This window comes from Oligoflexus sp. (assembly GCF_035712445.1).
In the GTDB taxonomy this organism is placed as follows: domain Bacteria; phylum Bdellovibrionota_B; class Oligoflexia; order Oligoflexales; family Oligoflexaceae; genus Oligoflexus.
Window position 1 is genome coordinate 14423 of record NZ_DASTAT010000100.1, and the last position, 26941, is coordinate 41363.

The 26941-nt window shown below is 56.1% G+C and carries 20 protein-coding genes; 13 read left to right on the plus strand and 7 right to left on the minus strand.

Annotation, left to right across the window (positions count from 1 at the left end; translation table 11 throughout):
- The first annotated feature begins 4 nt into the window (after positions 1–4).
- From VFO10_RS22125 to VFO10_RS22150, 6 genes are all read left to right on the plus strand, one after another.
- Complete coding sequence (locus tag VFO10_RS22125) at positions 5–1225, plus strand: hypothetical protein (RefSeq protein ID WP_325144161.1); 1221 nt, start codon at positions 5–7, stop codon at positions 1223–1225.
- Complete coding sequence (locus VFO10_RS22130; protein WP_325144162.1) at positions 1222–1656, plus strand: hypothetical protein; 435 nt, start codon at positions 1222–1224, stop codon at positions 1654–1656. The genes VFO10_RS22125 and VFO10_RS22130 overlap by 4 nt, the downstream gene beginning before the upstream one ends.
- 12 nt (positions 1657–1668) lie before the next feature.
- A complete protein-coding gene (locus VFO10_RS22135; RefSeq protein ID WP_325144163.1) occupies positions 1669–4815 on the plus strand; it encodes a CusA/CzcA family heavy metal efflux RND transporter in 3147 nt (1048 codons plus the stop codon).
- A 13-nt stretch (positions 4816–4828) separates the two neighbouring features.
- A complete protein-coding gene (gene thpR / locus VFO10_RS22140) occupies positions 4829–5389 on the plus strand; it encodes an RNA 2',3'-cyclic phosphodiesterase (RefSeq protein WP_325144164.1) in 561 nt (186 codons plus the stop codon).
- Between the two features lie 123 nt (positions 5390–5512).
- Positions 5513–6487, plus strand: coding sequence for a 6-phosphofructokinase (gene pfkA, locus VFO10_RS22145; protein WP_325144165.1), 975 nt, complete (start codon positions 5513–5515; stop codon positions 6485–6487).
- A gap of 12 nt (positions 6488–6499) precedes the next feature.
- The gene (locus VFO10_RS22150) at positions 6500–6934 is read left to right on the plus strand and encodes a PaaI family thioesterase (RefSeq protein WP_325144166.1); all 435 of its coding nucleotides are present in this window, start codon (positions 6500–6502) and stop codon (positions 6932–6934) included.
- Here VFO10_RS22150 and VFO10_RS22155 read toward each other — a convergent pair whose 3' ends face one another.
- The 6 genes from VFO10_RS22155 to VFO10_RS22180 form a co-directional block, all read right to left on the minus strand.
- Positions 6935–9331 (minus strand): hypothetical protein, encoded by a 2397-nt coding sequence (locus VFO10_RS22155; protein ID WP_325144167.1) that lies wholly within the window; start codon positions 9329–9331, stop codon positions 6935–6937. It lies immediately after the preceding gene.
- Positions 9332–9335: 4 nt separating this feature from the next.
- Positions 9336–11804 carry a 7TM-DISM domain-containing protein gene (locus VFO10_RS22160; RefSeq protein ID WP_325144168.1) on the minus strand — a complete coding sequence of 823 codons (2469 nt, stop codon included), beginning with the start codon at positions 11802–11804 and terminating at the stop codon, positions 9336–9338.
- Between the two features lie 104 nt (positions 11805–11908).
- Entirely contained in the window at positions 11909–13072 is a 1164-nt protein-coding gene (locus VFO10_RS22165; protein ID WP_325144169.1) for an acyltransferase, read from the minus strand.
- Positions 13073–13131: 59 nt separating this feature from the next.
- The gene (locus VFO10_RS22170) at positions 13132–14100 is read right to left on the minus strand and encodes a hypothetical protein (RefSeq protein ID WP_325144170.1); all 969 of its coding nucleotides are present in this window, start codon (positions 14098–14100) and stop codon (positions 13132–13134) included.
- A gap of 72 nt (positions 14101–14172) precedes the next feature.
- A complete protein-coding gene (locus VFO10_RS22175) occupies positions 14173–14751 on the minus strand; it encodes a hypothetical protein (RefSeq protein WP_325144171.1) in 579 nt (192 codons plus the stop codon).
- A complete protein-coding gene (locus VFO10_RS22180) occupies positions 14748–15713 on the minus strand; it encodes a polyprenyl synthetase family protein (RefSeq protein WP_325144172.1) in 966 nt (321 codons plus the stop codon). Before VFO10_RS22180 ends, VFO10_RS22175 begins: the two co-directional genes overlap by 4 nt.
- Before the next feature lie 224 nt (positions 15714–15937).
- Between VFO10_RS22180 and ubiE the strand changes: the two genes are divergently transcribed.
- Genes ubiE through VFO10_RS22215 form a run of 7 tightly spaced genes read left to right on the plus strand, consistent with a single transcriptional unit; the run spans position 15938 to position 24285 of the window.
- Positions 15938–16645 (plus strand): bifunctional demethylmenaquinone methyltransferase/2-methoxy-6-polyprenyl-1,4-benzoquinol methylase UbiE, encoded by a 708-nt coding sequence (ubiE, locus tag VFO10_RS22185; protein ID WP_325144173.1) that lies wholly within the window; start codon positions 15938–15940, stop codon positions 16643–16645.
- Positions 16642–17970 (plus strand): isochorismate synthase, encoded by a 1329-nt coding sequence (locus VFO10_RS22190; RefSeq protein WP_325144174.1) that lies wholly within the window; start codon positions 16642–16644, stop codon positions 17968–17970. Before ubiE ends, VFO10_RS22190 begins: the two co-directional genes overlap by 4 nt.
- A gap of 7 nt (positions 17971–17977) precedes the next feature.
- Positions 17978–19723 carry a 2-succinyl-5-enolpyruvyl-6-hydroxy-3-cyclohexene-1-carboxylic-acid synthase gene (menD, locus tag VFO10_RS22195; RefSeq protein ID WP_325144175.1) on the plus strand — a complete coding sequence of 582 codons (1746 nt, stop codon included), beginning with the start codon at positions 17978–17980 and terminating at the stop codon, positions 19721–19723.
- Between the two features lie 3 nt (positions 19724–19726).
- Positions 19727–20665: a 1,4-dihydroxy-2-naphthoate octaprenyltransferase gene (menA, locus tag VFO10_RS22200; RefSeq protein ID WP_325144176.1), complete on the plus strand. Its 939-nt coding sequence runs from the start codon at positions 19727–19729 to the stop codon at positions 20663–20665.
- The gene (locus tag VFO10_RS22205; RefSeq protein WP_325144177.1) at positions 20662–21678 is read left to right on the plus strand and encodes a hypothetical protein; all 1017 of its coding nucleotides are present in this window, start codon (positions 20662–20664) and stop codon (positions 21676–21678) included. The genes menA and VFO10_RS22205 overlap by 4 nt, the downstream gene beginning before the upstream one ends.
- On the plus strand, positions 21675–23057 hold the full coding sequence (locus VFO10_RS22210) for an AMP-binding protein (RefSeq protein ID WP_325144178.1): 1383 nt from the start codon (positions 21675–21677) through the stop codon (positions 23055–23057). Before VFO10_RS22205 ends, VFO10_RS22210 begins: the two co-directional genes overlap by 4 nt.
- On the plus strand, positions 23044–24285 hold the full coding sequence (locus VFO10_RS22215) for an NAD(P)/FAD-dependent oxidoreductase (protein WP_325144179.1): 1242 nt from the start codon (positions 23044–23046) through the stop codon (positions 24283–24285). The genes VFO10_RS22210 and VFO10_RS22215 overlap by 14 nt, the downstream gene beginning before the upstream one ends.
- Here the strand turns inward: VFO10_RS22215 and VFO10_RS22220 are convergent.
- Entirely contained in the window at positions 24274–26937 is a 2664-nt protein-coding gene (locus tag VFO10_RS22220; protein WP_325144180.1) for an Hpt domain-containing protein, read from the minus strand. The two genes, VFO10_RS22215 and VFO10_RS22220, sit on opposite strands and share 12 nt — an antisense overlap.
- Positions 26938–26941 lie beyond the last annotated feature (4 nt).

Below are 26941 nucleotides of genomic sequence, written 5' to 3' on the forward strand. Positions count from 1 at the left end.
GAGTATGAGACTTAACTTTCTCATGTCTGTCAGTATTTTTATGTCAGCACCGCTTCAGGCTGCTGAAACCTGCCGTTGGTCGCAATGGTCGGAGGTGGCGTCCTCCATTCTGCGTTCTGCGCCGGAGTGGGGATCTCTGGAGAAAAAGGCCGGTTTGAATCAATCGCAGCAGGAAGCCGCAGATTATGGTCCCGCGCCTCGCGCTGCGTTTCAGTATCTGGCGGGTGCGCCGCTGACCCGTGAAGGGGAAGCCGAGCTGCGTTATGAGTGGACCCTGGAACGTGGCGGCAAACGGGATGCTCGTCAAAAACTTGTGAGCGCGCAGCAGGCCCTATCGGAAGCCGCGATAGCCGGTCGCAAAGCCGAGCTTTTAAAGGATCTCGCGGTGACAGCCGATCGTCTGCAGCAGATCGAACATGAAGATGAAATCCTGAAAGAAACGGTCAGCACCTATCGGGCTTTGATGCGGCAGCTCGCATCGCAGGCGGCCCTTTCACCCGAGCAGGATGTGACGCTCGCTGTTTTTCGCCTGGCCCATGATGAAACGCTGATGAAGTCCGGTCAATTGGAGGTCGAAGCGGACGGCATTCGCAGTCAGCTTGCGCATCTGACCGCTTGCGAGGCAGTGACCCTTCCTAAATCCCGCAAGCAGGAGCGCACGAGCTGGCCTGAATTTCCGAATCAGATGCAGGATCTGAATTCGGCCTGGAAAAGACGGCAGGAAGCCCAAAAAGCTCAGCAGAAAGCGCTGCTGGATCAGGAGACGGCGCAAAGCATCGCGGATCTTTCGATCGGTCCTGTGGCGCGTCTGAGCCTGGAGGATGGGAGCAGCAAGCCGGCCTTTGGCGTCGCAGCAAGTCTACCGCTGGGGCGGACGCAGTCCCAGGCGACCTTGCAGGTGGCGCAGGCCACGTTCTCCCTCGCCGAAGTCGAAGCCACGATCGAACAGAAAAAGCGGGCTGCGGACTACGCCCGCTGGCTTGGACAGTACCGCAGTGCGGTGAAAGTCCTGAGGCAAGGTTTTGCTGAAACCGCGGTCCAGGATAAGCACGAGAAAATGGAAAAACTCTTCCTTGCGGGACGCGTGAATGCATCCCTCATCATCGAAGCCCACCGTCAGATGTATGAGCACGTCGTGTCCCGTCATCAGATGGAATGGAAGGCGCTGGAAGCCTACTGGAATCTTCGTTCCATGAACGGTCAGCTGCGGGAGGTGGACCTGTGATGCGTTTCTTTATGATCCTTCTTTTCGTGCATGCGCCTTCGCTTTGGGCCCATGCCAGTGAAGGTAAAATGTCCCTGCACGTGGGACCGGATAAAGGTGTTTTGGAAGTGGATGAGGACAAGGGCTTTGTCCTGCGATCCAGTGCAGAGCGAAATTTTTCCATTCAAAAAACCCTGCTCAAGGCGGGGCCATCGTGGACGGTTCCAGCCTCATCCCTCGTTCATTCGGGCATGGAAACCCAGGTGATTCGGCAAAGGGCAGGGCACTGGAAGTCGGTGGACGTGGATGTCGTGCGCAAGTCCGGAAACCGGATCGAGATTCGCAGCAAGGAGCTTCTGAATGGTGACCTGCTGGCCACGGCTGGACTTGGCTTTCTGAAGATCATTGAGCAGAGCGTCATGACTCCGCACACTGACTCCCATGATGATTGAAAAGGACGACTGATGCTGAATCGCATTATACATTTTGCCGTTTTTCATAGGGTTTTAACGCTGTTTTTGACAGCCATCGTGGTAATCTCGGGCCTTGTTTTCGGCTTTCGCCTGCTGCCCATAGATGCCGTGCCTGACATCACCAATAATCAGGTGCAGATCAATACGACCATCACCGGCCTCGCGCCCGAAGAAATTGAACGCAGTATCACCTTTCCGGTGGAATCCTCGATGCGGGGGCTGCCCCAGGTCGAAGGCGTGCGTTCGATCACACGCTTCGGCCTGTCCCAGATCACGGTGATTTTCGAGGACGGGGTCGACGTTTATCGAGCCCGGCAGATGGTGTCCGAGCGACTTCAGAATGTTCTGAGCGATCTGCCGACCGGCGCGGTCACCCGCCTGGGGCCGATTTCCACCGGCCTTGGGGAAATTTATCAGTACACCCTTGATTTCAAGACCATTGCCACCGATCCCGACGTCCGTTTTCAGCAGCTGATCCAGCTTCGCAGTTATCAGGACTGGACCATCAAACCCCGGCTTTTGACAGTGAAGGGCGTGGCCGAGGTGAACACCACCGGCGGCTATGAAAAGCAGTATCAGGTGGAACCGGATCGGCAGAAACTCCAGGCCTATGGCATTCACTTTTCCGATCTTAAAAGCGCCTTGGAAAGCGCCAACCGCAATGTCGGTGGGGGACAGATCCAGCAGACGGCGGAGCAGTTTTTGGTGCAGGGCATAGGCCTCTTCAAAAGCCCGGAGGACATTAAGCTCGTCCCTGTGAAGCAGCTCGAATCCCTCCGCATCGTCCGCCTCGGGGAAGTGGCCAGCGTCACCCTCGGTCGCGAGCAAAGGACGGGAGCCGCGACCATGAATGGAGAAGAGGTTGTGCTCGGCACGGTCATGATGCTGATGGGGGACAACAGCCGTTCGGTGGCCAAGGCCGTCGATGCCCGCATCGAAGAGATTCGGCGCACGCTGCCGCCTGACCTCGTCCTGACCACCGTTTACGATCGTTCGACCCTCGTCGATCATACGATCCAAACCGTGCAGCATAACCTGCTCTTCGGTGCGCTTTTGGTGACCCTCGTCCTCTTCGCCCTGCTCGGAAATATCCGCGCGGCCATGATCACCGCTCTGACCATCCCCTTCACGCTCTGCGTCACCTTCCTCCTGATGCGCCCCCTCGGACTCTCGGGGAACCTTATGAGCCTTGGCGCCCTTGACTTCGGCATGATCGTCGATGGAACGGTGATCGTGCTCGATAACTGCGTGCGCATGATTCAAAGTCGCGCGAAAAGCCTGGGCCGTGCTCTCAATTCCCAGGAAAAAAAGCAGGCGATTCATGATGCGACAGTCGAGATTCGTGCGGCCGCTGGTTTTGGTGAACTCATCATCGTTGTGGTCTTTCTTCCGATCTTCGCGCTGGTGGGTGTGGAAGGGAAGATGTTCAAGCCGATGGCCACGGCCTTCTCGATTGCCGTTCTCGGGGCGCTTCTTCTTTCCTTCACGGCCGTCCCGGCCCTGGCCAGCTTTGTCCTGAGCGGTGAAGGACGGGGTCGCGAACCCTGGCTCATGCGGATTCTGACCAGGATCTATGAACCGATTCTGCGTCTCTCCTTCCGCCTGCGTTTCGTCTTCATCAGCGTGGCGCTGCTGGCGATCGCCGGATCTCTCTTTCTCTTCACCCGCATGGGAGCCGTGTTTTTACCGCAGCTTGGAGAGGGGTCCTACGCCTTTCACATGATACGCCCGGTGAACATCAGTCTCGATCAGTCGATTGCCTTTCAAAAAACCGCCGAGCGCATTCTGCGGGATGTGCCGGAGGTTCAGCATGTTTTCTCGCGCATTGGAACCAGCGAAGTCGCCACCGATCCCATGGGGGTGAACGTGTCCGATACCTACATCATGCTGAAGGACCAGAGCAGCTGGCCTCTTCAACAGGGGACAAGGCATACCTTCGAATCCCTGGCTCAGGAGATCATCGAGACTTTGGAGCGCGAAGTCCCGGGGCAGAATTATCTCGCATCCCAGCCCATTCAGATGCGATTCAACGAATTGATGGAAGGAACCAGGGCCGATGTGGCGATCAAGGTCTTTGGCAATGACCTTGCGAAGAACCTTGATATCGCCCGCGAGATTCAGGAACTCATCGAGGATATTCCCGGCGCCGGGGATGTGGAACTTGATCTGGCCGGCACCTCGCCGGTCCTTAAAATCGAGCCCAAGCCCGAGGCCCTGATCCGCTATGGAACCTCGGTCGCTGAAGTGTTTGAAACCGTGGCCGCGGCCCTGGGTGGCGAGGAAGCCGGGTTCATCCATCAGAACGAGCAGAAGGTTCCGATTTACATTCGACTCGGCGAGGCCGAGCGTTCCGATCTGGATGTGATTCGTTCGCTGCCGGTCGCCATCAGCAGCGGAGCCTCGACGCGACTCGATACTCTGGCCGACCTTGAATTCGCGGATACCTATGGTTCCATCAATCGGGAAAACGGCATGCGCCGGACCGCGGTCCTCGTGAACCTCCGCGGCCGCGATACGGAGAGTTTTGTGCAGGAGGCTCAGCAGAAAATCGCCGATTCCATTAAGCTGCCGGACAACAGCTTCATTGAATGGGGCGGTAACTTTCAGAACCTGCAGGAGGCGCGGCTTCGTCTCCTCGTCCTGACTCCGCTCGCCCTCTGTCTCGTCTTCTTCATGGTCTATGCGGCCTTCGGCAATGTCTGGGAAACGCTGCTTATCTTTGTCGGCATTCCGCTGGCCTGGGTCGGCGGCATCCTGAATCTTTGGCTGAACGATCTGCCTTTTTCGATTTCCGCGGGCGTTGGTTTCATCGCGCTCTCGGGCATTGCCGTTCTGAATGGAGTCGTTCTGATCGGCTATTACAATAGTCATAAGGCCAAGGGTGAAAGCGGAGCGACCATGATCATGAATGCGACGGTCGCCCGCCTGCGTCCTGTGGTGATGACAGCGCTCGTGGCGATCTTTGGTTTTTTACCGATGATGTTTTCGCAGGGCATGGGGGCCGAGGTGCAAAAGCCGCTGGCCACGGTCGTCACCGGCGGGATACTTTCGTCGACGGTGCTGACGCTTTTTATTCTGCCGATGCTCTTTTCCTTGATTGAAAAGCGTGTGCGGACATTCCGCGTGACGGCGCATTGAATGGGAAACTTCCATGGCGTTTTTCGCAATACCGCTTCCCGATGAGGGGAAGGCCCGGATAAACGAGGGCCTCGCCGCTTTGAGAAAGGATTGGCCTGATGTTCGCTGGGTGCATCCTGAGGACTATCATTTCACGCTGCGCTTTCTTGGGGGGCTTCAGCCTGAGGCCATGACCCGGCTTCTGACAGTCGTGAAGGGAGGGGGTCTGCCCTTTCCCCCTTTTACGCTGAATCTGCAGGGCATTTCCTCATTTCCGCCGCAGCGGGATCGGGGTGTGCTCTGGATCGGTCTGAACCTTATGCCCCCCGAAATGTTGGATCTGCAGATGCGCCTGGAACAGGCCGTGCAAGCCTGGGGTTTTGAAGCCGAAACCCGACCCTTTACCCCGCATCTGACCATAGGCCGCTTCAAAAACCACGATGCGGCGGGGATTATGGAACGTCTTCCTGAGTTTGCGGCCCAGGATTTTGGCCAGTTCACCTGCCGCGAGTACGCCCTCATGAAGCGGCGATATGGCGCCAGAGATCACGAGGCCCGGCCATTGTACGAGGTCCTGGCCCGCTTTCCGGTATAGACGTTCGCTGAAGCTTCGGCCTCGTAGGCTTTGCAGCTAAAGCAGTTGAGAGGAAAGCCTGGAAGGATTACAACGGGAAGGGTAAAAGATTGGTTCCCTGGAACTCGCTTGTGCGGAGAGAGTATGACGAAGAAATCGATAGCTGTGCTTTGCAGTGGTGGTGATGCCTCCGGCATGAATGCAGCCATTCGTTCGGTGGTGCGCAGCGCCCATTTTGAAGGCATCGACGTGTACGGCGTTTACAAGGGCTTCGAAGGCCTGCTCGATAAATCCGTCGCTCATCTTGATTTGTCCGCCGTCGGCAACATCATCCAGCGCGGGGGAACAGTCATTTACAGTTCCCGCTCCACCCGTTTCATGCAGCCTGAGTACAGAGCGCAGGCAGCATCCTTCCTGAAGGACCTTGGGATCATGGGCCTCGTCGTGATCGGCGGGAACGGCTCGTTCAATGGCGCGGCTCTTCTGCACAAGGAACACGGCATTCCCGTCGCGTGTTTGCCCGGTACGATTGATAATGATATCGGCGGCACGGAATTCTCCATCGGTTTCGACACCGCGCTCAACACCGCAGTCGAGGCGATTGATAAAATCCGTGACACCGCGACTTCGCATGATCGCACCTTCATGGTGGAAGTCATGGGCCGTTCCTCGGGCCTGATTGCGATTACAGTGGCGATCGCCACGGGTGCGGAAGCGGTGATCTTCCCGGATCTGACTGTGGACCTCGCCTCGGTGGCCTATACGGTCAAACGCGGTGTTTCGCGCGGCAAGAAATCTTCCATCATCATCGTTGCCGAAGGTGAAAAGGAAGGGCTCAGCCATCTTTATCAAAAAGAGCTGCAGGAAAACTACGGACTGGAAACCAAACTCTGTATTCTGGGTCATATCCAGCGCGGCGGCAACCCTTCGCCGCGTGATCGTTTCATCGGCTCCTTCATGGGGAATATGGCCGTGAAAGCTCTCGTCGGTGGCGAACAGGCCGTGGCGACTGTCGTGCGCGATGGAAAATTCGCTCTGGCGCCTTTGCAGGAATGTCTGAAGAAGCGCAATGACTTCGACCGCAATCTTTTGGATCTTCTGAATACACTCGCTCTTTGAAAGGAGCTTCGCATGGGCCTTTTCCCTGCTTCCGTGGATCTGGATGCATTGAACCGTGACTGGCGACCGAAGGCGGAAGCGAACATGGGCCTTCAGGTCATCGAAATCGGGGAAAACAGCATCACCGCGGAATTCACCGTCGGCGAGGCCATGCTGCAGCCGCATGGCATCATGCACGGTGGCTTTTCCTGTCTGGTTGGGGAGGGGCTGGGTTCCATCGCCGGCAACCTTTGTCTCAAGGATCCCGCTTTCGCCGTCGTGGGTCAGAACCTTCAGGCTCTGCATCTGCGTCCTGCCAAACCTGGGGATGTCCTGCGGGCCCAGGTGCGGCCCGTTCACATCGGTCGGCGTTCACATATTTGGGAGACGGAAATCAAGGACAGGCGCAGTGATAAGCTGATTGCGCGGGTGACCCTGACCGTCGCGGTGGTGGAGCGGCCGAGGTGATTAGCGCCGTGATTCAAAGTGGAAGTAAGCAGCTGGCTGGTGGCCTCGTGGATTCTTGTCCAGGAAGATCAGCACAATAATTTCATGACGACGTTCGCCGTCGCTATTGATGATCATCGCATCAGCCAGCTGCAGAAGTCGCGCAAGGCTCGGCAGGGAGCGGCCTGCTTCACTCTCCTGAATATGCCTTTCCAAAAATACGATCAGCTCCTGCTGATTCAAAAGCTGTCCCCGCAGATCCATGGAGAGCGCCACAAGACTGGCATCAAAGCCATAGCGCAGCTGCTGCAAAGGCGTGCTGATCGTCTGCGGGCTCCAGTTGCTTACCAGCGCATGGGCTTTTTTAATGCTCAAAAGACAGCTCGTGATCTCGGCCATGGCGTCGATGCCATCGGCTTCCAAGCCCATGCGTTCCAGGTCCTCACGCAGCTGCCGCACCAGGAAATCCCGCTGATCGACAGTGGGCAAAGGCTTTTCTTTGACCTCAAAACCCCAGGCCAGATACTTTTCAATGCCGAAGATATCACGCGTCAGGAGCTTGCTCAGATGAATCAAAAGAATCTGCTGCAGCATCAGACGCGGCAGGTTCATGGGAATGATGTGGGCCACGTGAGGATTCTGCCGCATCATGGCCAGATTCTTCAAAGTATCCTCGGACGACATCACCACGATACGGCTCTGCTGGCTGACTCGCATGATGTCCGGCGTCAGGCTCAGCCAGCTATGGTGCAGCGCGAGCAGATCAAAGGGATGCTCGCCAATCATCCTTAGGAAATCCTGGGGCGTTTCCGCGATCTGCACATCGACCTTGCTGCCGCCGATCGCCATGCGATAGATCCTTTGATGCTTGCGATCGGCATCCAGGATCAAAAGCCGCTTTTTGCTGATCGAATGATTCTTTTCATACTGATGCGCAGCCGGTTCCAGGGTTTTGGCCAGCACCTGGATGTGATTATTCAGCTCGGCGAACGAGTTGTCATCGAAGCCCACATGCAGCTGCTGCAGGCAGTTGAAAATATTCGGAATGGACTGATTCTTAAGGTCGGCGATGCGACTCAGGATGACGTCCTTATCACGGGCAATGATCGCGACCTTATCCTTTTGGTTGGCCAGGATCTCGTGATGATCCTCCAGCTCCAGATGCAGGCGTTCAAGCTCACTGTTGCGGCGGTTCAGATCCGAGGTGCGGCGGTCCACTTCCGACTGCAGGGTTCGGTTGCGATCGGCGATCAGCTTGGCCTTGGCCCTCTGAATCTCGGCATCGTTGCGGATCGTCCTTTGAATCATGATCGAGAGCAGCATACTGATGAAGCCGATCAGAGCCCAGGGGAACAGCATGCTGCGGGGTCTGTCCGAGAAGAGGAGATGACTGATGTCGTGCATGGAGGCCAGGGTCAGGAGCGTAAGGCTCAAACCGAGACGAATGCCGAACTTCGGCTTATCGAACATGGATTTGATGGCGAAAGGCATGAATATGCAGGCTTCGATGATCATGATTTTATAGTAGGTGCGGCGCAGGCCATCGAAGTTGGGGGCGGAGTCCCACATCCACGAGATGATAAAGAGCAGGAACACACTGCCATTGAAGATCGCGAGCTTTCGTCCCATCCCGAATTTCGTCGGCATGATCTGTTCGATGAAAAGAAAGAAGGGTATGGGCGAGACGACCAAAAGCAAATGCCAGATCACGCGCCAGATCGGTTTATGCGCGAAGAGGACGAAGGCGAGATCCGTTCCGGTCATGTAGGTCAGGCTCATGGCGCAGGCGGACAGGCTGAAATAGAGGAGAAGTCTTCGGCCTTTGACGGCAAAGAGCAGAAAGCCGCCGATTCCCATGAAGATCACGATGGACCCGGCTGCGAGGTCGGCTATTTCATTCGCCAGGAAATGATAGAGCGCCATGTCCTGGTTGCTGAGCCGGATGGTATCACAGGTGGGGTGATAGCCGGTCTTATCCGAGTAAAAGGTCTCGATGATCAGCTGCGAGGGACGCTGCGCGCCCGCCACGATCAAAAAGGGTTCGCCTTCGGTAATGCGGACACTGAAGGGATAGGTGGCCTGCGACGCGCTTTCCTTGATCAGCTGCTGATCCTGGAAGATGCGCACGATATTGGTGCATTTGGTGAGGATAAGATACTGAAGGCTGGTATCCGCCGGCAAAGGATAGGCGAACCAGGCGCGTGCATCCGGATTCAAAGGCTTATCATCGAAGGATTCATCGGTCAGCGTTTGCCAGGCATCCTGCGGCGGCGGCAGAAGCCTTTCATCATGGGTATCATAGGACCAGAGAACCGGCTCGCTTTGCCGCAAATCCACCTTCGGTCCCTGACGACAGGCCAGCGGCGCTGTCCCGATCAGGACGAGTAGGGTGAAGATGTGTCTCTGGAAGAACTGCAAGCGTCTACCTTTCGATAAAGTAATGGAAAGACCCGTGACGTTTCCGGGCCTGGGTTTTGCCGCTGACATTGATCAGCGCGATAATCTCGGTGCGTTCGCCGGGCTTGATATTGGTGATCATAAGATCCGCGGTCGAGATGATCTGGAACAGACCCATGCCCCCACCGCCTTTGCCCTCGTGCTCATTGATTTTGCCGAAATGTCCATCAAAACAGGACTTCAGATAACGGGTGATGGTCTCGCGCTTCAAAGCTCCGAACGGATCATTCACCGACAGGGCGATCGTGGATCCATCGAAGGCGAAGCGGAGCTTTCCGTATTCGGTCGGTTCCAGCTCCACCGCCACGCGACGTGACAGATGGTTGTATTTCGAAAGACCTGTCTTCCGATTCACAGGTGCATCATAGATGGCGTTCATCAGGATCTCGTCGGTGATCATCATCGCATTGCGGATATGGGATGTCATGACCCCGGCCTTGGTCAGCTCCGATTCAACTACTTCCAGATACTGCGTCCGGTTTTGACTGGAGGTGATGATGTATTCCTTCACATCAACGCCCCAGTTCAGGTACTTTTCAAGGCCGAAGATATCGTTGCTCAGGATCTTGGTGACGGTTACGAGCAGGTTTTTCTGCGTGAGCGCCCGCTCTTCGTCATCCTGATAGATCACATGACAAAGCCCGGGATTTTCCGCGAGCAGGTCGATGTGATGGCTCAGTTCCAGCCTCGTGGTCAAGACCGTGGAGACGGCGGGATACTTTTTTTGAACAAGCGAGGGGATGCCCGCGAAGTCTGTGCTGATAACGGTAAGGTCGGGCTGACCCTGGGACAGGGCCTGCGTGAATTCATCCGTGCTCATGAAGGATCGAATATCCACGCGACTGCCACCCAGAGCCATCTTGGTTACCATGAGCAGCTGCTTTTCCGGCTCCAAAAGCCAGATGCGGCGACTTTTCAGGGCTTCGCTGCTGCTGTGCAAACGGGCCACTGGCTCCAGCTGGCTGGCGATTTTATGAAGCTCGATGCTCAGGTTTTGCAGAGCGATCTTGTTGCGCTGCTCGTAAAGCGTTTTCAGGGCGGCCAGGACATTCGGCAAAAGGTCACTGCTGATCTCGGCCACCTTCTTCAGCAGCGCATCCTTCTGTCCAATCAGGTCTTCCAAACGCTTATGGCTGATGCTCAAAAGAATGTTCTTTTCTTCCAGATCGAAGTTGGACTGCTCCAGCTCATCCGTCTTAACCTGCAGGACCTGGGATCTCTGCTCCACTTCCTTGGCCAGCTTTATGCTGTATTCTTCGAGGCTATGGGTTCGCTCCACTTCCAGACTGCGTTCGCGATCGATGTGGATTTGAATCAGATAGGTGATCAGGGTCCCCATGAAGAAAATCAGGGCTATGCAGGTCCCTTCAAAAAAGGGCCAATTCAGCAGCAGGCTCGCGATATCCACCGCCGTCCCAAGGAAGAGGACGACCAATCCCAGAGTGAGGATGGGAGCCGGGTAGGGGGAGCGGATCAGAAGCGGCAGAGCCAGAAGCGCGATGGCGACCAGCTGAGGGGCGAGCAGCTGGAAAAAGATAACCCGCAGCTGTTCCAGTTGCAGCTCATGACCGCTTGCGAAAAGGACAAGGGCAGCCATCCAGGGCAGAAGGTTCGCCCAGGCCAGGACCTTCAGTGTTCGCACTCGCTGGGGCAGGATGTGATAGAAAAAGGCCATGAAAGCGGTCGGGGACAGCATGACCGAGAAATTCCAAATATGCAGAAGCCAGGGGATGCCTGGCAGCGAAAAGTGAACCGGATGAGAGACGGCAAAGAATGTCGAGCCCACCGAGCCCGAGAAGAAACCAAAGAGAAGGATGGTGCGCTCGCGTTTGAAGAACCAGATGATAAAGCTCATCAGGGCAAGAAAGAGCATGATCACCGATGTCATGGTCTCAAAAGCCTGGAAAACGGTGAAACGCTTGACCACGGTGGCCTCGGGTCCGACCCGGACCTCGCGGCAGTCCGGCTGGAAAGCGGTGCGATGCGACCACAGGACGCGGAAATAAAGAGGCTGCGGCCCCTTGTCCATCGGCAAAATAAAATAGGGCTGGGAGCTGCGGATCATATCCAGGCTGAAATTACTTTTCAGTTGATAGTCCATGAGGATGCGGTCGCCCCAGGCGACTTTGTCGATATTTCCGCAAAGTCCAAGGAGCAGCGCTGGCCGGCCTTGCAGGGCAGCCAGGGGTATATCATAACGAATCCAGGCTTTTTGAAAGGCTTCCAGATGCTCGATGCGATCGAGAGGCTGAAAGTTCTCGTTCCGCTTCATCTCTTCAAAGGACAGACTCTCGCCCACCCCCTCGGGCATCAACGTGAAGGCGGTGGGGCCATGCAAATCGTAAAGCTGCTCCGTATCGCAGCCTGTGACCATGAGCCACAGGCAGCTAACAAGCAGGCTTAACTCCAAGCATTTGCCGAGTTTCCATCGCATGCGTAAAAAGACCCTTGCCAAGAAAAAGCGATGAGCTTCCTCTTTAAGCTTACCTGGTCTTTTATGGAAAATGTTGCCGGGTTCAGTGAGGCTTTGAGGGGGCATCAGGGCCGGGGTGCGAGCTTATTCTTCCAGCGCAGGAAGTGCTTTTCAAAGCAATGGTAACTGACCCAGGCGATCAGAATGGAGGCGGTGATACCCAGGGCTCCATTCACCAGAATTGCCAGAGTCTGATGACCGAGCCTCTCCAGCCACCATTCGGTCATCCGATAGCGATCGGCTGGCCAGGAGATGAAGTGGTGAAAGATGTAGATGCCGTAACTATACTTCCCGAGGAACGTCAGTGGCTGAATGCAGAGGCCTCGGATCAGAAGGGAAGACGGCGGCAGCGAAACGGCACTCAGATGCATGGCTGCAAAAAGTCCGAGCCAGGACAGAGTGCGCAGAGCTTCCATGGCCTCGCTCAGATGCGGAACCATTTTCACCAGGATGATGATCAAGACCTTCGTCAGCACAGCAAGGATGAAGACCTGAAGAGCCCGCCGGCGTATCGGGGCAAGGCCCGCGGCCAGGACCCTGGGCTGCCGCAGCCAGGTCGCAAGCCAGGCGCCGATGCACAGTGCGTTGAGGCGCAAAGGCGTCAGCACATGAAGGGTGACCTTGCTGAAACCCGAGACTTCCATCCAGGCGAGCAAAGTCGTGGTCGCGATAATGATGCCGATGCTGAGCTGCATCAAACGTGGGGCAGACAGGCGATAGACGACAAAAGGCCAGACCAGGTAGAACTGTTCCTCGACGGCCAGCGACCAGAAATGTCCCATGTAGGGAACCGACCAGGAACCTTCGCGGGCTATGAAAAAATTAAAGAGATAGCTCCAGGCCCAGGGCTGCGCTTCCCAAATTTTGCTGTAAGGAGGCTGATCGGAGCCAGGAATCAGAATAAGGGCCAGGAGCACCAGAGCCAGAACCAGATAGTAGAGCGGAAAAATCCGCAGAAAGCGTCGCAGCAGAAAGTTGCGGAAGTAGTGGCTTTTGGATTTGGTCTCCAAAAGGATGCCGGTGATCAGAAATCCCGAGAGCATGAAAAAAAGATCGATCCCCAAGGTTCCGAAGCCACTGATCTTTTGAATCGCCAGTTCCAGGATATTCTGCGGCGTGTAGCTCATAAAAAAATGCACGCACACAACGCCGAGTATCGCCAGTCCACGGATGCCATCCAGGGCTGGGATATGACCTTGTGCAGGGCTTTTGTGGAGTGGTGTGGTCATCGGCAAAGACACCTCTTTTGCCGATTTTATCAAAAACCTGTGGGTAGATTATGCCCGGCTCATGGCTCTGTTCTGAGTATGACGCCCGCCGCCTTGGTTCCTTTGCGCTCGCCCTCGGGAGTACGCAGAGTCAAGGTCTTGACGCGGACCCACTGCGACGGTTGCCAGTTGCGAGAACAGGATTTGAAAACATAGTCCTCGGGACGTGAGCCCCCTTTCGAGTCCTCGCCTTTGGTGCCATCGGAACGAATTTCGTAGGTGCAGACAGTTTCATCGAAGACGATTTCCATCTGACCGGAAGCCTTGCCCTCCTGTGGTCCGCCGGGACCAGGACCTGAGTTGGATGCGCCGGGCGTAAAGTTTGTGATGTATTTTGGTATCTCGACCGGCATCCAAAGATTCCAGGTCTTTCGATCGACACCGGGCCAATCACCGGCCGATCCGGTCGAGGCATAGAGCGCAAGCCCCTTGCCGAGACGCTGCTCAATGGCCTTCAGCGCGCCGGGATTCACGGTCGTGCTCATCACAAGGCGACCCTGGGGAAGCACGACGTCCACATGCAGCTCCATAAAATTCTGAAGACTGCGGTCCATAGGGAAAGACATATGATAGGCGCTGCCCTGAGGCAGGACGTTCACTGTTATGGGCGCCATCATATCGTCAAGGTTATTCATGACAAACATATTCTTATCAGCTGCCTGCCACTGGTCATCGGCTGTGTTGCCCATACGGCAACCGACATTGACCCGAGTCTGGGGATTGCTGCCGGCTTTGCCGTCTTCGGCATCACAATAAAGATAAGCCCCGCCGATTATAGCCGGCTCGACGGATTTCTCCTCTTCCAAAGGATCATCAGGTGGCGGCGTGCGGATATCGCCCTGATCAGAAGGAACCGGGATCGCGTCACTCCCCAGAGGCTGCGCGGATGCATTGCTTTTGTTGCCTTTGGGTTTGAAGGGCTCCAGGCTTGATCCCGGGGCACAACTCCAAAGCAACGGAAAGCATACCAACAGGTATGAATGTCGCATATTGGACTCCTCTTACGGTTCCCTACTAGAATAGGATCGGTCGGCCGTGGGAATTCCTTGATAATAAGTCAATTAATCAAGAATATCAGTCTGTTGCGGTGGAGTATTGGGAAGTGGGCGCGGGGCCAAACTCTGGGAAAGCATGCCCAGCAGATCGAAAACCGAACCGCTCTGGCGCTTGATCATCTGATCGAGACTCTGTTCCACGAGGCGGATCAGCATGCCGAGCAGAGCTACCTTCTGTCGTTCCACGCCATGATCCTGCAATTCCTGAGGATCAAGACGCTCCAAAAGCGAGTGCGAAGTGCGAATGCGGGCCATCATTTTTCTTTCGCGACGCCGCAGCGTATCGAGAATCGTCGCGCCCAGATCCTCGCGCGCCCGATAAAGGCGGGTGCCGCGTTCGCTTTTGCCGGCCTCTTCGATCACGGCGAAATCCAAAAGCTCTTTCAAGGAAATGCTCACCAAAGCTTTCGATATGCGCAGGCGACGCATGAGTTCGGCCGCATCCAAAGGCGTCTGCGAGAGATAGATGTGACACCAGATCTGTCCGTGAACTTTCTTGAAGCCCCAATACTCCATGAATTGCCCGACTTCCGAGGCAAATTCTTCGAGTTCGGTAAGGACACGCTGATCGTCTTTTTTCGTCATATGCGCTGGGCCAAATAATTCACAAGAACTTTAAGCGCAGCAAGAGACTGTGGATCTTTTTGCCCGCGACGGCTTGCCGTTGCCTCTGACAGAATTTCGAGCAGAGTGTTGGCCTCTTCCACCAGACGATCGACCCGCAGGCGGACGCGCTCAATCGCCTGATCAAGAGTCCTGGGATCCGGCTCGATGGAATCAATGCGAGTCATATCGAGTTGCTCGCGATCGTGCGTCAGGCAGAGCGCTTCAAAAATCACGGCATTGATCACGCGATTTTTGATGTCAGCGCCTTCCGAACCATCGCGGCGTTTGAAATCCAAAATATCATCGGTCAGCTGAAAGGCGATGCCGATGGATTCGCCGAGGCGCCTCGCTTCCGGCAAAAGATAACCGTTCGGATAGGCGAGCAGAGCCGGAGCCGCACAGCTCCAGCGCAAGACGCTGCCGGTTTTCTTCAGCGCCACGCGTTCGATATCCGTCCAGCTGAGATCTTTTTTCACGCTATTTTCAATCTGCAGCCATTCCCCTTCCGCCAGATCCGCGATGATCGCCGCCATTTCACTGACCAGATCATTGCGTCCCGTTTGAGCGATTTCCTGCAGCACGTAGGCCAAAAGATAATCACCGGCAAGCACGGCCTGCTTGTTGCTGGCTACGATATTAATGGAAGGTTCCCCGCGACGGTATTCGGCATTATCAATCACATCATCGTGGGCCAGGGTGGAAGCATGCACAAGTTCGATGTAACGGCTGAAGGGCTCGATCGCCGCGTGCGCGACGCCCAGAAGATCCGCCATCATGAAGGTCATCAGAGGCCGCAGCCTCTTACCGCCGGAAAGAACCGTCTTGCCCAGCAGGTTGCCTATGCGCGGGTTGCGCTGCCATTCACTCAAACTGAAATCGAGTCGTTGAATACTGTGCAGGACAGCAGGTGAAATGGCGTGGGCAATCGATGCAATAGTCACACGAGGATCCTGTGGACAGAGTTCATAAAATTTTGAACCGGAGAAACTCCTCCTGGTTCCGGCGTCTCTATTTATTCCTCGATCCAGGCTTGAAGGCAAGTCCCTTCCTTAAAAAACCGAAATGTCGTTCGCATTCGACGCTCGCGAAGGCCGGGATTTTGGTTGAAGCTGCTCTTGCAAAAGGTTTATATAGTCGTGAACAACGACATAGGGAACCCGGACCCATGCCTCTCCCCCATGCGAAAATAGAATCCTACCGAATCTTCGATGCCATTGCTGGTCGATATGACGTTATCAATACCGTACTATCTGGCGGACTTCATCGCATCTGGCGCCGTGCCATGCGACGGTCTTTGCCCCAACGGCTGAATCTGACTGTCCTTGATTTAGCAACCGGCACAGGTGATGTGGCGTTGGAATTGATCAAGAACCCGCACGTACAAAAGGTTCGTGGCCTGGATCTTTCGAAAGGCATGATTGCCAAGGGGCGGGATAAAATTGCAGCAGCCGGTCACGGTGACAAAATTACGCTCGATGTCGGTGATGCGCAGAAAATACCTTATTCAGACGCATCTGTTGACGCGGTGACGATGTCCTTTGGAATACGCAATGTCGCCGACGTGAAACTCTGTTTAAGCGAAATCTATCGCGTGCTCAAACCGGGCGGTCGCGTTTTGATTTTGGAATTTGGTTTGCCGCAGAGCCGCGTGCTTCGTTCTGCGCATCTTTTCTATCTGCGGAAGATCCTGCCCGGACTCGGCCGTATGCTGTCCGGTCACGCCACGGCCTATTCCTACCTGAACCAAACGATCGAGGAATTTCCCTACGGCGCGGCCTTTGCAGAACTCCTGACGGGCGCTGGATTCACGGATGCTCAGTACCGTCCGATGAGCGGCGGCATCGTGCATCTCTATCGGGGTGACAAGCCTTGAAGCTGTCGAGTTTGAGGGACTTTGAACGCGCTGGCTGGCAATGGCTGGAGGCCGGTCGTTTCCTGCAGGCACGCCTGGCCTTGCCCGTTCACGGCAACGCCACTGGCTTTTTGCGCCTGCCGCCCGACTGGGCTTTTTTCTGGAAGAGCAAGGAAGCGCGCTCGTGGTTTGCGGCCTGGGGTGAAGCGGAAAAAATTTCCTTCGATGAACTCATGGCTGCGGACATTGATCCGCTTCTGACCATCTGTGGTGGTTTTCCTTTTGCGCCGTCTCAGGATCCTGATGCGGAGTGGCAGGAATTTTCCACGAGTCATTGGTTCGTGCCGAAATTTCTTTGGCGTCAGAATGCGGACGGCGCCGTGCTGGAAGTTACCTTCCCTTTGGCTGCGGCGCAGAATGATGACAACTGGAAGACGCAGCTCATCCAGCAAGCCTTTCCCTTCTATCAAGCCATGCGGGAAGACGCTCAGGATGCCCCCTTGCCGTCCTGCCACCGGCGAAGCGATCATCCCTCGCGCTCGCGCTGGCAGGATATGATGCACAAAGCAGGCGCTGCGATGACAGCCGGGGACTTCGGCAAAGTCGTCCTGAGTCGCCGCGCGCAGCTCGAATTCAGAGCAGGAATTCCGGCCGCGGCTTTGTTCCGTCAGCTCCTGACTCTGGACGAGGAAACTTTTATTTTTGCCTGTCAGAGTCCCGAAGGCCGCTGTTTCATGGGACGTTCACCCGAGCGCCTGCTCGCCTGGCAGAAACGGAATTTTCAACTGGATGCCATCGCAGGCACGCGCCGCCGCAGTCTTTCAGCTTCGGGGGATCAGGCCTTTTCCGATGACATGCAGCAGTCACCCAAAGAACAGAACGAGCATCGGCTCGTGCGCCAGGCGATTACGGATCTTTTGGAGGCTGAAGGCATTCGCTTCGAGCCCGTGGAAGAGCAGGGCATCATCCGACTGAAGCATGTTCAGCATATGCGCACGCGTTTTCACGGCGAGATGCCGGCCGGACGCCGACCGGCTGAACTTCTGCCGCTTTTGCATCCGACGCCCGCGGTCGGTGGTTTTCCCCGCCGTCCGGCTCTTGAATTCATGCTGGCGGAAGAAGGCTACGATCGCGGCTGGTTCGCCGGCGGCATCGGCGTTTTTCAAGGGGACGCCGGGGATGTGGCGATCGGTATTCGTTCGGCCCTGGTGGATGGCAACAAACTTTATATCTATGCGGGAGCGGGGATAGTGCCCGGTTCCGATCCTGATGCGGAATGGCAGGAAATAGAGGCCAAGATGCAAAACTTCCTGGGCCTCGTCACGGCCGAGGACGCCAACACATGAGGCGGCTATGGAATCGATTCCTAAAACCTGGCTGACGCAAAACTGGAATACCTTTGCGAGTTCGCTCCTGGTCCACGGATTATCCCAACTTGGTGTCCGTGGTTTTTTTGTTTCCCCGGGTTATCGCGATGCTCCTTTCATTGCGGCTCTTCAGGCGCGTCCTGACCTTCACGTGAAATCCTGCATGGATGAACGCGCTGCAGCCTATGAGGCCCTTGGTTTTGCCAAGGCCACGCGGCGTCCTTCCGTCCTTGTCTGCACATCGGGAACCGCAGGTGCCAACTATCTGCCGGCCGTGATCGAGGCCAAGACCGATCAGCTGCCCCTGCTTCTTATCACCTGCGATCGGCCCTTCGAAATGGTGCACGCCGGCGCGCAGCAGGTCATCGACCAGCGACAGCTCTTCGGTTCCTTCGTGAAGCAGAGCCTTGATTTCCCTGCGCCTTCACCCACGCTGGATATGGCTGCCTGGCTTTCCTATGTCCGCATGCTGGTGGAAATCAGCTGCGAAGGACGGCAGGGACCTGTGCATGTGAATCTGCCCTTCCGTCTGCCGCTCGATCCTGTGGAAACAGCCGATCGACCCACGGATGCGCAGGTGATGGACGCGCAGAAACTGATTCGAAATCTTGCTGTGCAGCCTGATATCACCCAGAGCACGCGCCTTGCGCCCAAGGTGGCCCGCGATTGGCTGGATGATCTGCGTTCAGCGGAACGCGGCCTGATCATTCTCGGTCGCATTCAGGGGCGTGAGCAGCAGCGTGCGGCTGCGGCTTTGGCATCATCCTTGGGCTGGCCTTGCTACGCGGATATTACGTCCGGCGTGAAGGGGCGTTTGGAAAATGACCTGATGGATCCGACGCATCCTTTGATGACGCGCGCCCTGGAAGACTATCAACCCGATGTCTGCGTTTACCTGGGACGTCGCCCGGTCAGCGGATTTTTTGATAACTATCTGCAGAAAGTTCAGCCGCGCGCCTACTGGGTCTTCACAACCGAAGCCACGGTGCAGGATCCCGGTCATCTGCCGCAGAGGCGTCAGGTGACGGTTGATCTTACGACGCTGGCTCCATTATGGTCGGGTGCTCCCTTCGTTCCGATGCCGGTGCATGAAGCCCTATGGCAGACCTCGGATCGCGTGCGGTCGGCCCTGCAAAAGCCTTTATTTCCAGGCTTTGCCTTTGCGGATGTTGCCCAGGAAATTGCCGCTGCGATTCCCACGCGCGATCATGGACTCTTCCTTGGCAATTCCACGGCCATCCGCGCCTTTGATAACTGGTGCGATCTGCAAGGCAAGCGCCTGCCGAACATCGAAGCCAACCGCGGAGTCAACGGTATCGAAGGCAATATTGCAACAACGCTCGGGCTGGCTGCGGGTACGGAACATGCCTGGACTCTTGTCCTCGGTGATGTTTCGGCTCTGCATGATTTGAATTCGATCCTGGGCCTGCCCCAGGCGAAGGCGCCGATCATCCTGGTCCTTGTGAATAACAGCGGCGGGCGCATTTTTGAGTTTCTGCCGATCCAGGCGCATGGCTGGGTGAAGGACCCCTTGATCACCACGCCGCATGCTTTCCGTTTCGAGGGTGTTGCGGCGATGGCGGGACTATCCTATGAACACTGCAGCGACCGCCTGCGTTTCCGTGATCTTTATCAGAAGGCCCTGCAGTCCGGTAAAAGCTGTATCATCGAATGTCAGCAGGATGCGCTGGCGGATCAAATGTATGTGAAGGCATTTAAAAGTCAGGAGTGAATGATGAGTAGCGCTGTGTCCACAAACCCTGCGATTCAGCCCCAATCCTGGCGGGCTTTCGTGCAGGCGATTCGTCCCCCGACCTTGCTGGCCGGACTGGGTCCGGTTTTTATCGGGATCAGCCTGGGACTCTCGCAAAGGAAAATTCTGCAGATCAGTGAGGGGCCTGTCGTCCTTCCGGCGGCGGCGGCCATTCTTCTGGTGGTTCTGCTTCAGGCTTCAGCGAATCTTGTGAATGATGCCAAGGATGCGGAAAAAGGCGTCGATCACGGCGAACGCCTGGGGCCGATTCGCGTGGTGCAGAGCGGACTGCTCACCATCCAGCAGGTGCGGCTTGCGTATCGTATTCTTTTCGCGCTGGCGGCTCTTTTAGTCCTTGGGCTCTTTCTGATGAATCCTGCGCCTGTGATTCCCCTGGTGGCCTTGGCCTGTGGTTTGGCGGCTTACCTCTATACGGCCGGTCCCTTTCCACTGGCTTACTATGCACTGGGTGAAGTGCTGGCCTGCGTTTTCTTTGGTCCGATTGCTGTGATGGGGACGACCTATCTTTTAACGGGTCAGATCCTCTGGGACACAGCAATCTGGGGTCTCGGTTCAGGTCTGATCGCAGCGGCGATCATGGCCATTAATAATCTTCGTGATCGCGTCGGAGATCGCGTGGCGGGCAAACATACGCTGGCTACGCTGAGTTCGGATGATACAGCGCGCAAGCTGCCGCTGCTTTTCGTGATGGGCAGTGCAATGCTGCTCGCGGTCTATGGTTTTGAGCATGATAAGATCATCATCGGCGTGCCCTGGACGCTGCTGGCATTATCCTTCATTCGCCGTCGCATCACCCCCAGGCTGCAGGGCGAAGGTGCGCTTTTGAATGAGGCCCTGAAAATCACGGCTCTCTTCAATCTCTTTTATGCCATCCTCTTTGCGAGTCTGGTTCTTTTATGAGCTTCCAAACGATCAGCGTGCGGCAGGAATCCCTGCCGTGGTCCTGGCCTCTGCGCCTGGGCGCTCAGATGCCTCAGAATCGACTGCGGGCTGTGATCACAGCCTGGGATTCTGAGGGACGCCGTCACGAAGCTGAGCTGGCGCCTTGTCCCGGCGTGCATCCGGAAAATCTGGAAGAGGCCCTTGGTCAGTGGCATCGGCAGGTGGAAACGCTCCTGACTGCAAATGCCTTTGCGCCTGAACGTTGGAACTGGACCCGTCCTGCGTTTGGTCTGCTGGATCTTCCTTCAGGACTTTTTCGTTCTGTTTTGACAGCTGTGGAGCAGTTGCTTTTAAGCCTGGCGCAGGCGGAGCATCCCGAGGAATTTTCATTACCCGCAGCTGTGATGATGGAAGGTTCCGCTCTCCTTGCCTTGCAGGCGGATGCGGAAAAGGGTTGGCAGGAATTTTTGCAGCTGTGGGGCGCGGGATTTCGCGTTTTCAAATGTAAAGTGGGGCGACTGCCGGCTCGGCATGAATACGACCTTTTGCAGAGAATGAACGTGCACGCCGCGGGCCACTTGCGTTTGAGGCTGGATGCCAATCGCGGCATGGATCAGGAAGGGCTTCACTTTTGGCAAAGTCATCAGGCGTCCTTGCCCATCGCCTACTGGGAGGAAGCCGCGGGACTGCGGCCGCAGGCTTTGGATGAAACGCTTTGGGATGATGATGCCGCAGGGTCCGAAGCCGCCGCCTGGATTCTGAAACCCACACGCCTTGGACTCTCACGAACCATAGCCCTCTTGAAAGACGCCGCAAATCAAGGCATTCCCTGTGTGCTCAGCAATGCCTTCGACTCGGGGCTCAGTCTTCGCGCTTCGGCTTGGATTTACGCGGCTTTTTGCGCGAATCCTCAGCCGCTCGGTTATGGGACCACACGATTTCTGCCGGCCGATTCATGGGACAGTGAAACATGGGGACGAGCCGAGGTGCTCATTCCCCGTCATCCGTTTTCTCAGGGTAAGGACGCATGAAGACTTCCCTTCACAATATTTTCAAACAGCATGCCGCGCAGCCTGCCTGGCGAACTCCTGAAGGATCTTTGACTTATCAGGATCTGGAGCAAAGGGTCAGACGTCATGCGACTCTTCTGATGAAATCCGGCGCCAAGGCCGGCGATTTCTGGGCGGTGCGCGGCTGGTCCGCTCTGGATACCTTTGCCCTTCTTTTAGCCGCCCTATGGCAGCGCGTGACCCTTTTTCCTTTGCCTGATCGTCTGCCTGATGCGCAGCACCAGATCATGATGCAGCAGGTGCCTCTGGCTGGCGTTCTTGAAAGCGCGGCCCCTAAGGCAGAAATGGAAAAGGAAGGACCGATCGACTGTGATGCCGACGCTCCCGCCGTCGGCATCTTTACCTCGGGCTCCACAGGAGCCCCGAAGGCCATCATTCACAGCTGGAACAGTCTCACGAGTTCCGCTGAAGCGACCAACAGTTTCTACGGACTGAAGCCCGGTGACAGCTGGCTCCTCAGTTTGGATCCGGCCCACATCGGTGGCCTTCAGATCGCCGTCCGCTGTTTCATAGGCGGTGGCATCACCTGGCATCTGGCGGAACCCAAGGCTCTGGCCCATGTTCTGCACACAAAGAGCCCAACATTTCTGTCCCTGGTACCGACGCAGCTCTATCGACTGCTTTCGGACCCCTTGGCCTGTGATGCCTTGCGTCTCTCCCGTGCGATCGTTCTCGGAGGCGCAGCCGCTTCGCCTGAACTTTTGCAGGAGGCCGCAAAAAAATCGCTACCCTTTTCCGTCAGCTATGGATCCAGTGAAACAGCAGCCCAATGCACGGCTCTTCCTCCGGGAGTTCTGCCCCGGCACGCGGGTGATGTGGGCTATCTCCTCTCCGGTTGGGAGTATCAGCATAGCGCTGTAACACTCAGACTGCGCGGTCCTGCAGCAGCGTCTGGCGTTTATCAGCAAAAAGAATGGCGGTCGCTCGTGGACGCAGACGGTTGGCTCACACTGCCCGATCGCATACTCTGTGATGCCGGACGGCTGACGATCCTGGGCCGGGCGGATGGAATTTTCCAGGTCGCCGGTGAAAATGTTTCGCCTCTCGATATCATTCAGCCGCTGGAAGCCTTGCGTCAGCACGCGGATTTTTTAGCTTTGCCCTGGCAGGACGTGGAATATGGAACCATACCCGTTCTGATCGTGAGATCCCCGGAAAAACCGGATATTCCAGCAATTCTGCAGCGCCTTCAGACAGCCTTGAACGGCGTTCAAAGACCAAGGCGCATCTACTGGCACGCGAGCGACGAGATCTCAAAACCCTCGCGCAGCTATTATGAAAAGGCGCTGGAGCGCCACGAACTTCCTCTTGTGTGGAGACTGGACCTTGGAAGAATTTGATCTGATCGTGGTCGGCGGTGGTGCGGCCGGATTTTTTGGGGCCATAGCCTGCGCGGAAGCGAGGCCGGGCAGCCGCGTTCTTATCCTTGAAGCCACGCCGCGCGTTCTGACCAAGGTCAAGATTTCAGGCGGAGGACGCTGCAATGTCACGCATCATCAGTTTGATACGAAGCGCCTTGTTACGAGTTATCCGCGCGGACAGAAAGAATTGATCGGAGCCTTCCACCGCTTTCAGCCGCGGGATACCGTGGCCTGGTTTGCGGCGCATGGCGTCGAGTTGAAAGTGGAAGAGGACGGTCGGATGTTTCCCGTCACCAATTCTTCGCAAACCATCATCGACTGTCTGGAAGGGGCCGCGCGTCAGAGCGGAGTGAGCCTCCGTCTTAAAACTCTGGTTCAGAAAATCGAAAAGACGGACGATCATTTTATTCTGCACACCAAGGACGGGGCCACTCTCCGTTCGCGTTTTGTTCTTTTGGCTACAGGCAGCATGCCCTTTGGTCAAAATCTGGCGCGCGAGCTGGGCCATCGGCTGGTGGATCCGGTGCCGTCCCTCTTCACCTTTGAGATCAAGGACCCTTTGCTGGAAGGTCTTTCGGGAACGAGCTTCCCGCGTGTGCATATGCAGCTGAAAGTCCCCGCCGCCGCGCAGGATTTTCAGCAGGAAGGCCCCTGCCTTATCACCCACTGGGGTCTGAGCGGTCCGGCCGTGCTGAAACTCTCCGCCTTCGCCGCGCGTGAACTCTTTGCGAGTGAGTATCAGGCGCAGCTGACCGTGAACTGGGAGCATCCTCTGAAATATGAGGCCGCCCTGCAGCAGCTGGAAACCCTGCGGCAGCAGCATCCCAAAAAGAAAGTGAGCAATGAGAATCCCTTTCACTGCACCCGCCGTTTCTGGGAGGCTTTGCTTCGCGAATCGGGACTCACAGCCCAGCAGACCTATGCCGAGACCAGCAAAAAACATCTGCAGGATATCGCGCGGCGTCTGACCGGGACTGTTCTTTCTGTGGCGGGCAAAGGCGTGTTCAAAGATGAATTCGTGACCGCCGGCGGCGTCGCGCGCGAGGAAATAGATTTCCGGCGCATGGAAAGCAAGGTGTGCCCTGGCCTTTTCCTGGCGGGTGAAGTCTTGGATATCGACGGTATCACCGGCGGCTTCAATTTCCAGAATGCATGGACGGGTTCGTGGCTCGCTGCCCAGGCTGTCGCGCAAAGTCTAGGCGGATAAGGCCAAAGCCGGAAGCGGCCAGCGCATGATAAGCCGTGTGCCTGGACCGCAGTCATTATCCAAAAGCGCCGCATTTCCCCCGAGTTTTTCACAGGTATCGGCAATCACATCCAGGCCCACCCCACGTCCGCTGGTTGCGGAAACCTTGTGCGAGGTGCTGGTGCCCGAGAGAAAGAGGACGTCCGATAAGGGTCGGCCTTCCTCTGGCTGAAATTTTTTCTCAGCGGCAATGGCCTTGATCCTGTTCCAATCCAATCCCCGCCCGAAGTCGCGGATCAGAACCTGCAGGTGCCGTTCATCCTGGGTCACTTCAATGGCAAGCCTGGCTGCCGGCATATCCTCACCTCTTTGCCTTGGCAGAATATAACCGTGATCCAGAGCATTCGTCAGCCCATGCAGAAGAAGCGTTCGGAGTGTTTCCAGATCGCCCGCTGTCCACTGCTGATACTGATCCTTGATCATCAGCTCATCCAGAGTCATACCATTCGTTGTCAAAAGATTCTGCAGATTGGGAATGATATCGCGCAGGATATCAAAGACGTAGTGAGGCTCTGGATCACCGAGAAGTCCCATGGTCTGCATCAGAGGCTTCCAGGCCTCCATCTCGTTCTGCCAGCCTTGTTCCTGAAGCAGCCGCTCGATTTCATCACCTTGAAGCAGAGCGCTTTCCCATTGATGGGCAGCTTCCGCCAGAGTCTTCAGGCCAAGCGTGCGGGCATTGCCCTTGATGGTATGGAGGTCACGCATCAGTTCCTTGGCCGGGGCTTTCGCATTCAGATTTTGGGAGACATCTTTCAAAAAGCGAACAGCACGTTTGAAGTCCTGGCTGAGCAGCTGCTGCAGGCGATTCAACCAGACATCGAGTCTCGCTTTTTCGGCGGCCACATCCTTTTCCAGCTGCCTGCTTTCGGTCATATCCCGCAGAATCAACTGAATCTTATGCAGGTGACCATTCCGATCCCAAAGGGGCTCCCAATGAAGCCCAAGAATCTTGCGACCCAGACTCAATTCCGCGGGAAGATGACTGGAATTAAGCTCCCATGCCAGCTGCCCTTCACCCAGAACGGATTGCAGAACATCCCGAATCTGGCTTTTCTCATCCAATGAAAGGTTCGAGGGTTGAATCAAAAGGTCGAGCGCATTCCGTCCACTCAAGTCCTCGTTCCGATCCAGGAGTTCCAACAGGTGACGTGAATAATGCTTTTCCACGAGGAAATCGGCACCAAAACGCAGAATGCCCTCCTGAATCGAGTCGAGGATCTCCTGCATTCGTCTTTTCTGTCGCCGCATCTCCCTATCCTTCAGGTGCGAGCGAATCCCCAGGACGATGATGATGAGGCAGAGAATGGCGACGCCCAGCAGCAATTTCCGCGTCCGATCCGCCTTCTCCAACTCCACGGACTGAATTCTGTTTTGATTCGCCAGAATCTCCCGTTCATGCTCCTTGCGCTCCAGATCGAATTCCACCGTATACTTATTGATGGTCTCGCGGTCCTGCTGAATTTGATAATCGTGCGACATCCGGCCGAATTCCCGATAGGTCGCCAGCTCCTCATCCTTGCGGCCGAGGGCATTCATGACCATGATTTTCTGCTCCAGGATGGTAATCATATCCGCGGGCGCTCCGAATTTTCGCATCCCCGCCTCGGCCTTGGGCAGAAGGGCCAGGGCCTTTTCAAATTGCCCGGCGCTTGTATAGGTGATCATCAGATGCTTTTGAACTTCGGTGCTCATCATGGTATTGTTCGTTCGCAGGAAACCTTCATCCGCTTTCAGAAACTCCTGCTCGGATTCACGGAACTGATTCAAAAGCGAGTGGGTCAGTCCCAGTCCATAGCGGCAGTAGGCGATGCTCGATTCATCCTGGATGGATTCGGCGCTGCGCAGAGCTTCGCGAAAGGCTTCAAGGGCCTCTTTGGGTTTGTTCGTCTTCAGCGAAAGTCCAAGGTTATAGAGGATGACGGATGCATAAAAGTGCTTCTTTTGCCCTACAAAATAGCTCTTGGCGTCTTCCAGGAGGCGAAAGCTCTCGGTGTCGCGATCCAGGAGTTTATTGCCATAAAGGCTGCCGAGGTTATTGAGAAGGTCATGATAAAGGTCGTCATGCGGCAGAGTCTTCATGATCGTATAGGCTCTTTGGATGTGCTGCATGGCCTGCTTTTCTTCCAGCTTGCGATTATACATCCAGCCCAGATAATTAAGGGCGTAGGCGGTCAACCAGGGATCCCGGGATTTTTCCGCCACTGTGAGGGCCAACTCATAATGTTCCCGCGCCTTCTGCATGTTGGCCGAGAATTCGTAGCCTTCGCCCAGAACGCAGTAGAGTTTAACCAGAAGATCAGGGCTATTCAGTTTTTCCGCCGTCGCCCGCACCGGCTCGGCCCAGTGCAAAATCTGATCACTGTTGCCCAGCAGTGAGGAGGCCCGTGCTGCGAGGACGTGCGCGTGAATGTAGACGCGGGTTTGCCGCAACCCATCCATCCGGGATCGCAAGGATTCCACAAGGCGCAGGGTTTCATTGGGATCAGCCAGCAGAGCGTCTTCCGCTCTTTGAAGGACGTTCTCCAGAGAATCCGCCATCAGCGCAAACGAGCCCAGCATCAGCAGAAGGCCGACGAGAAGCCTGTGCAAAGATGAAAGTCGTTGGGTCAAGGAG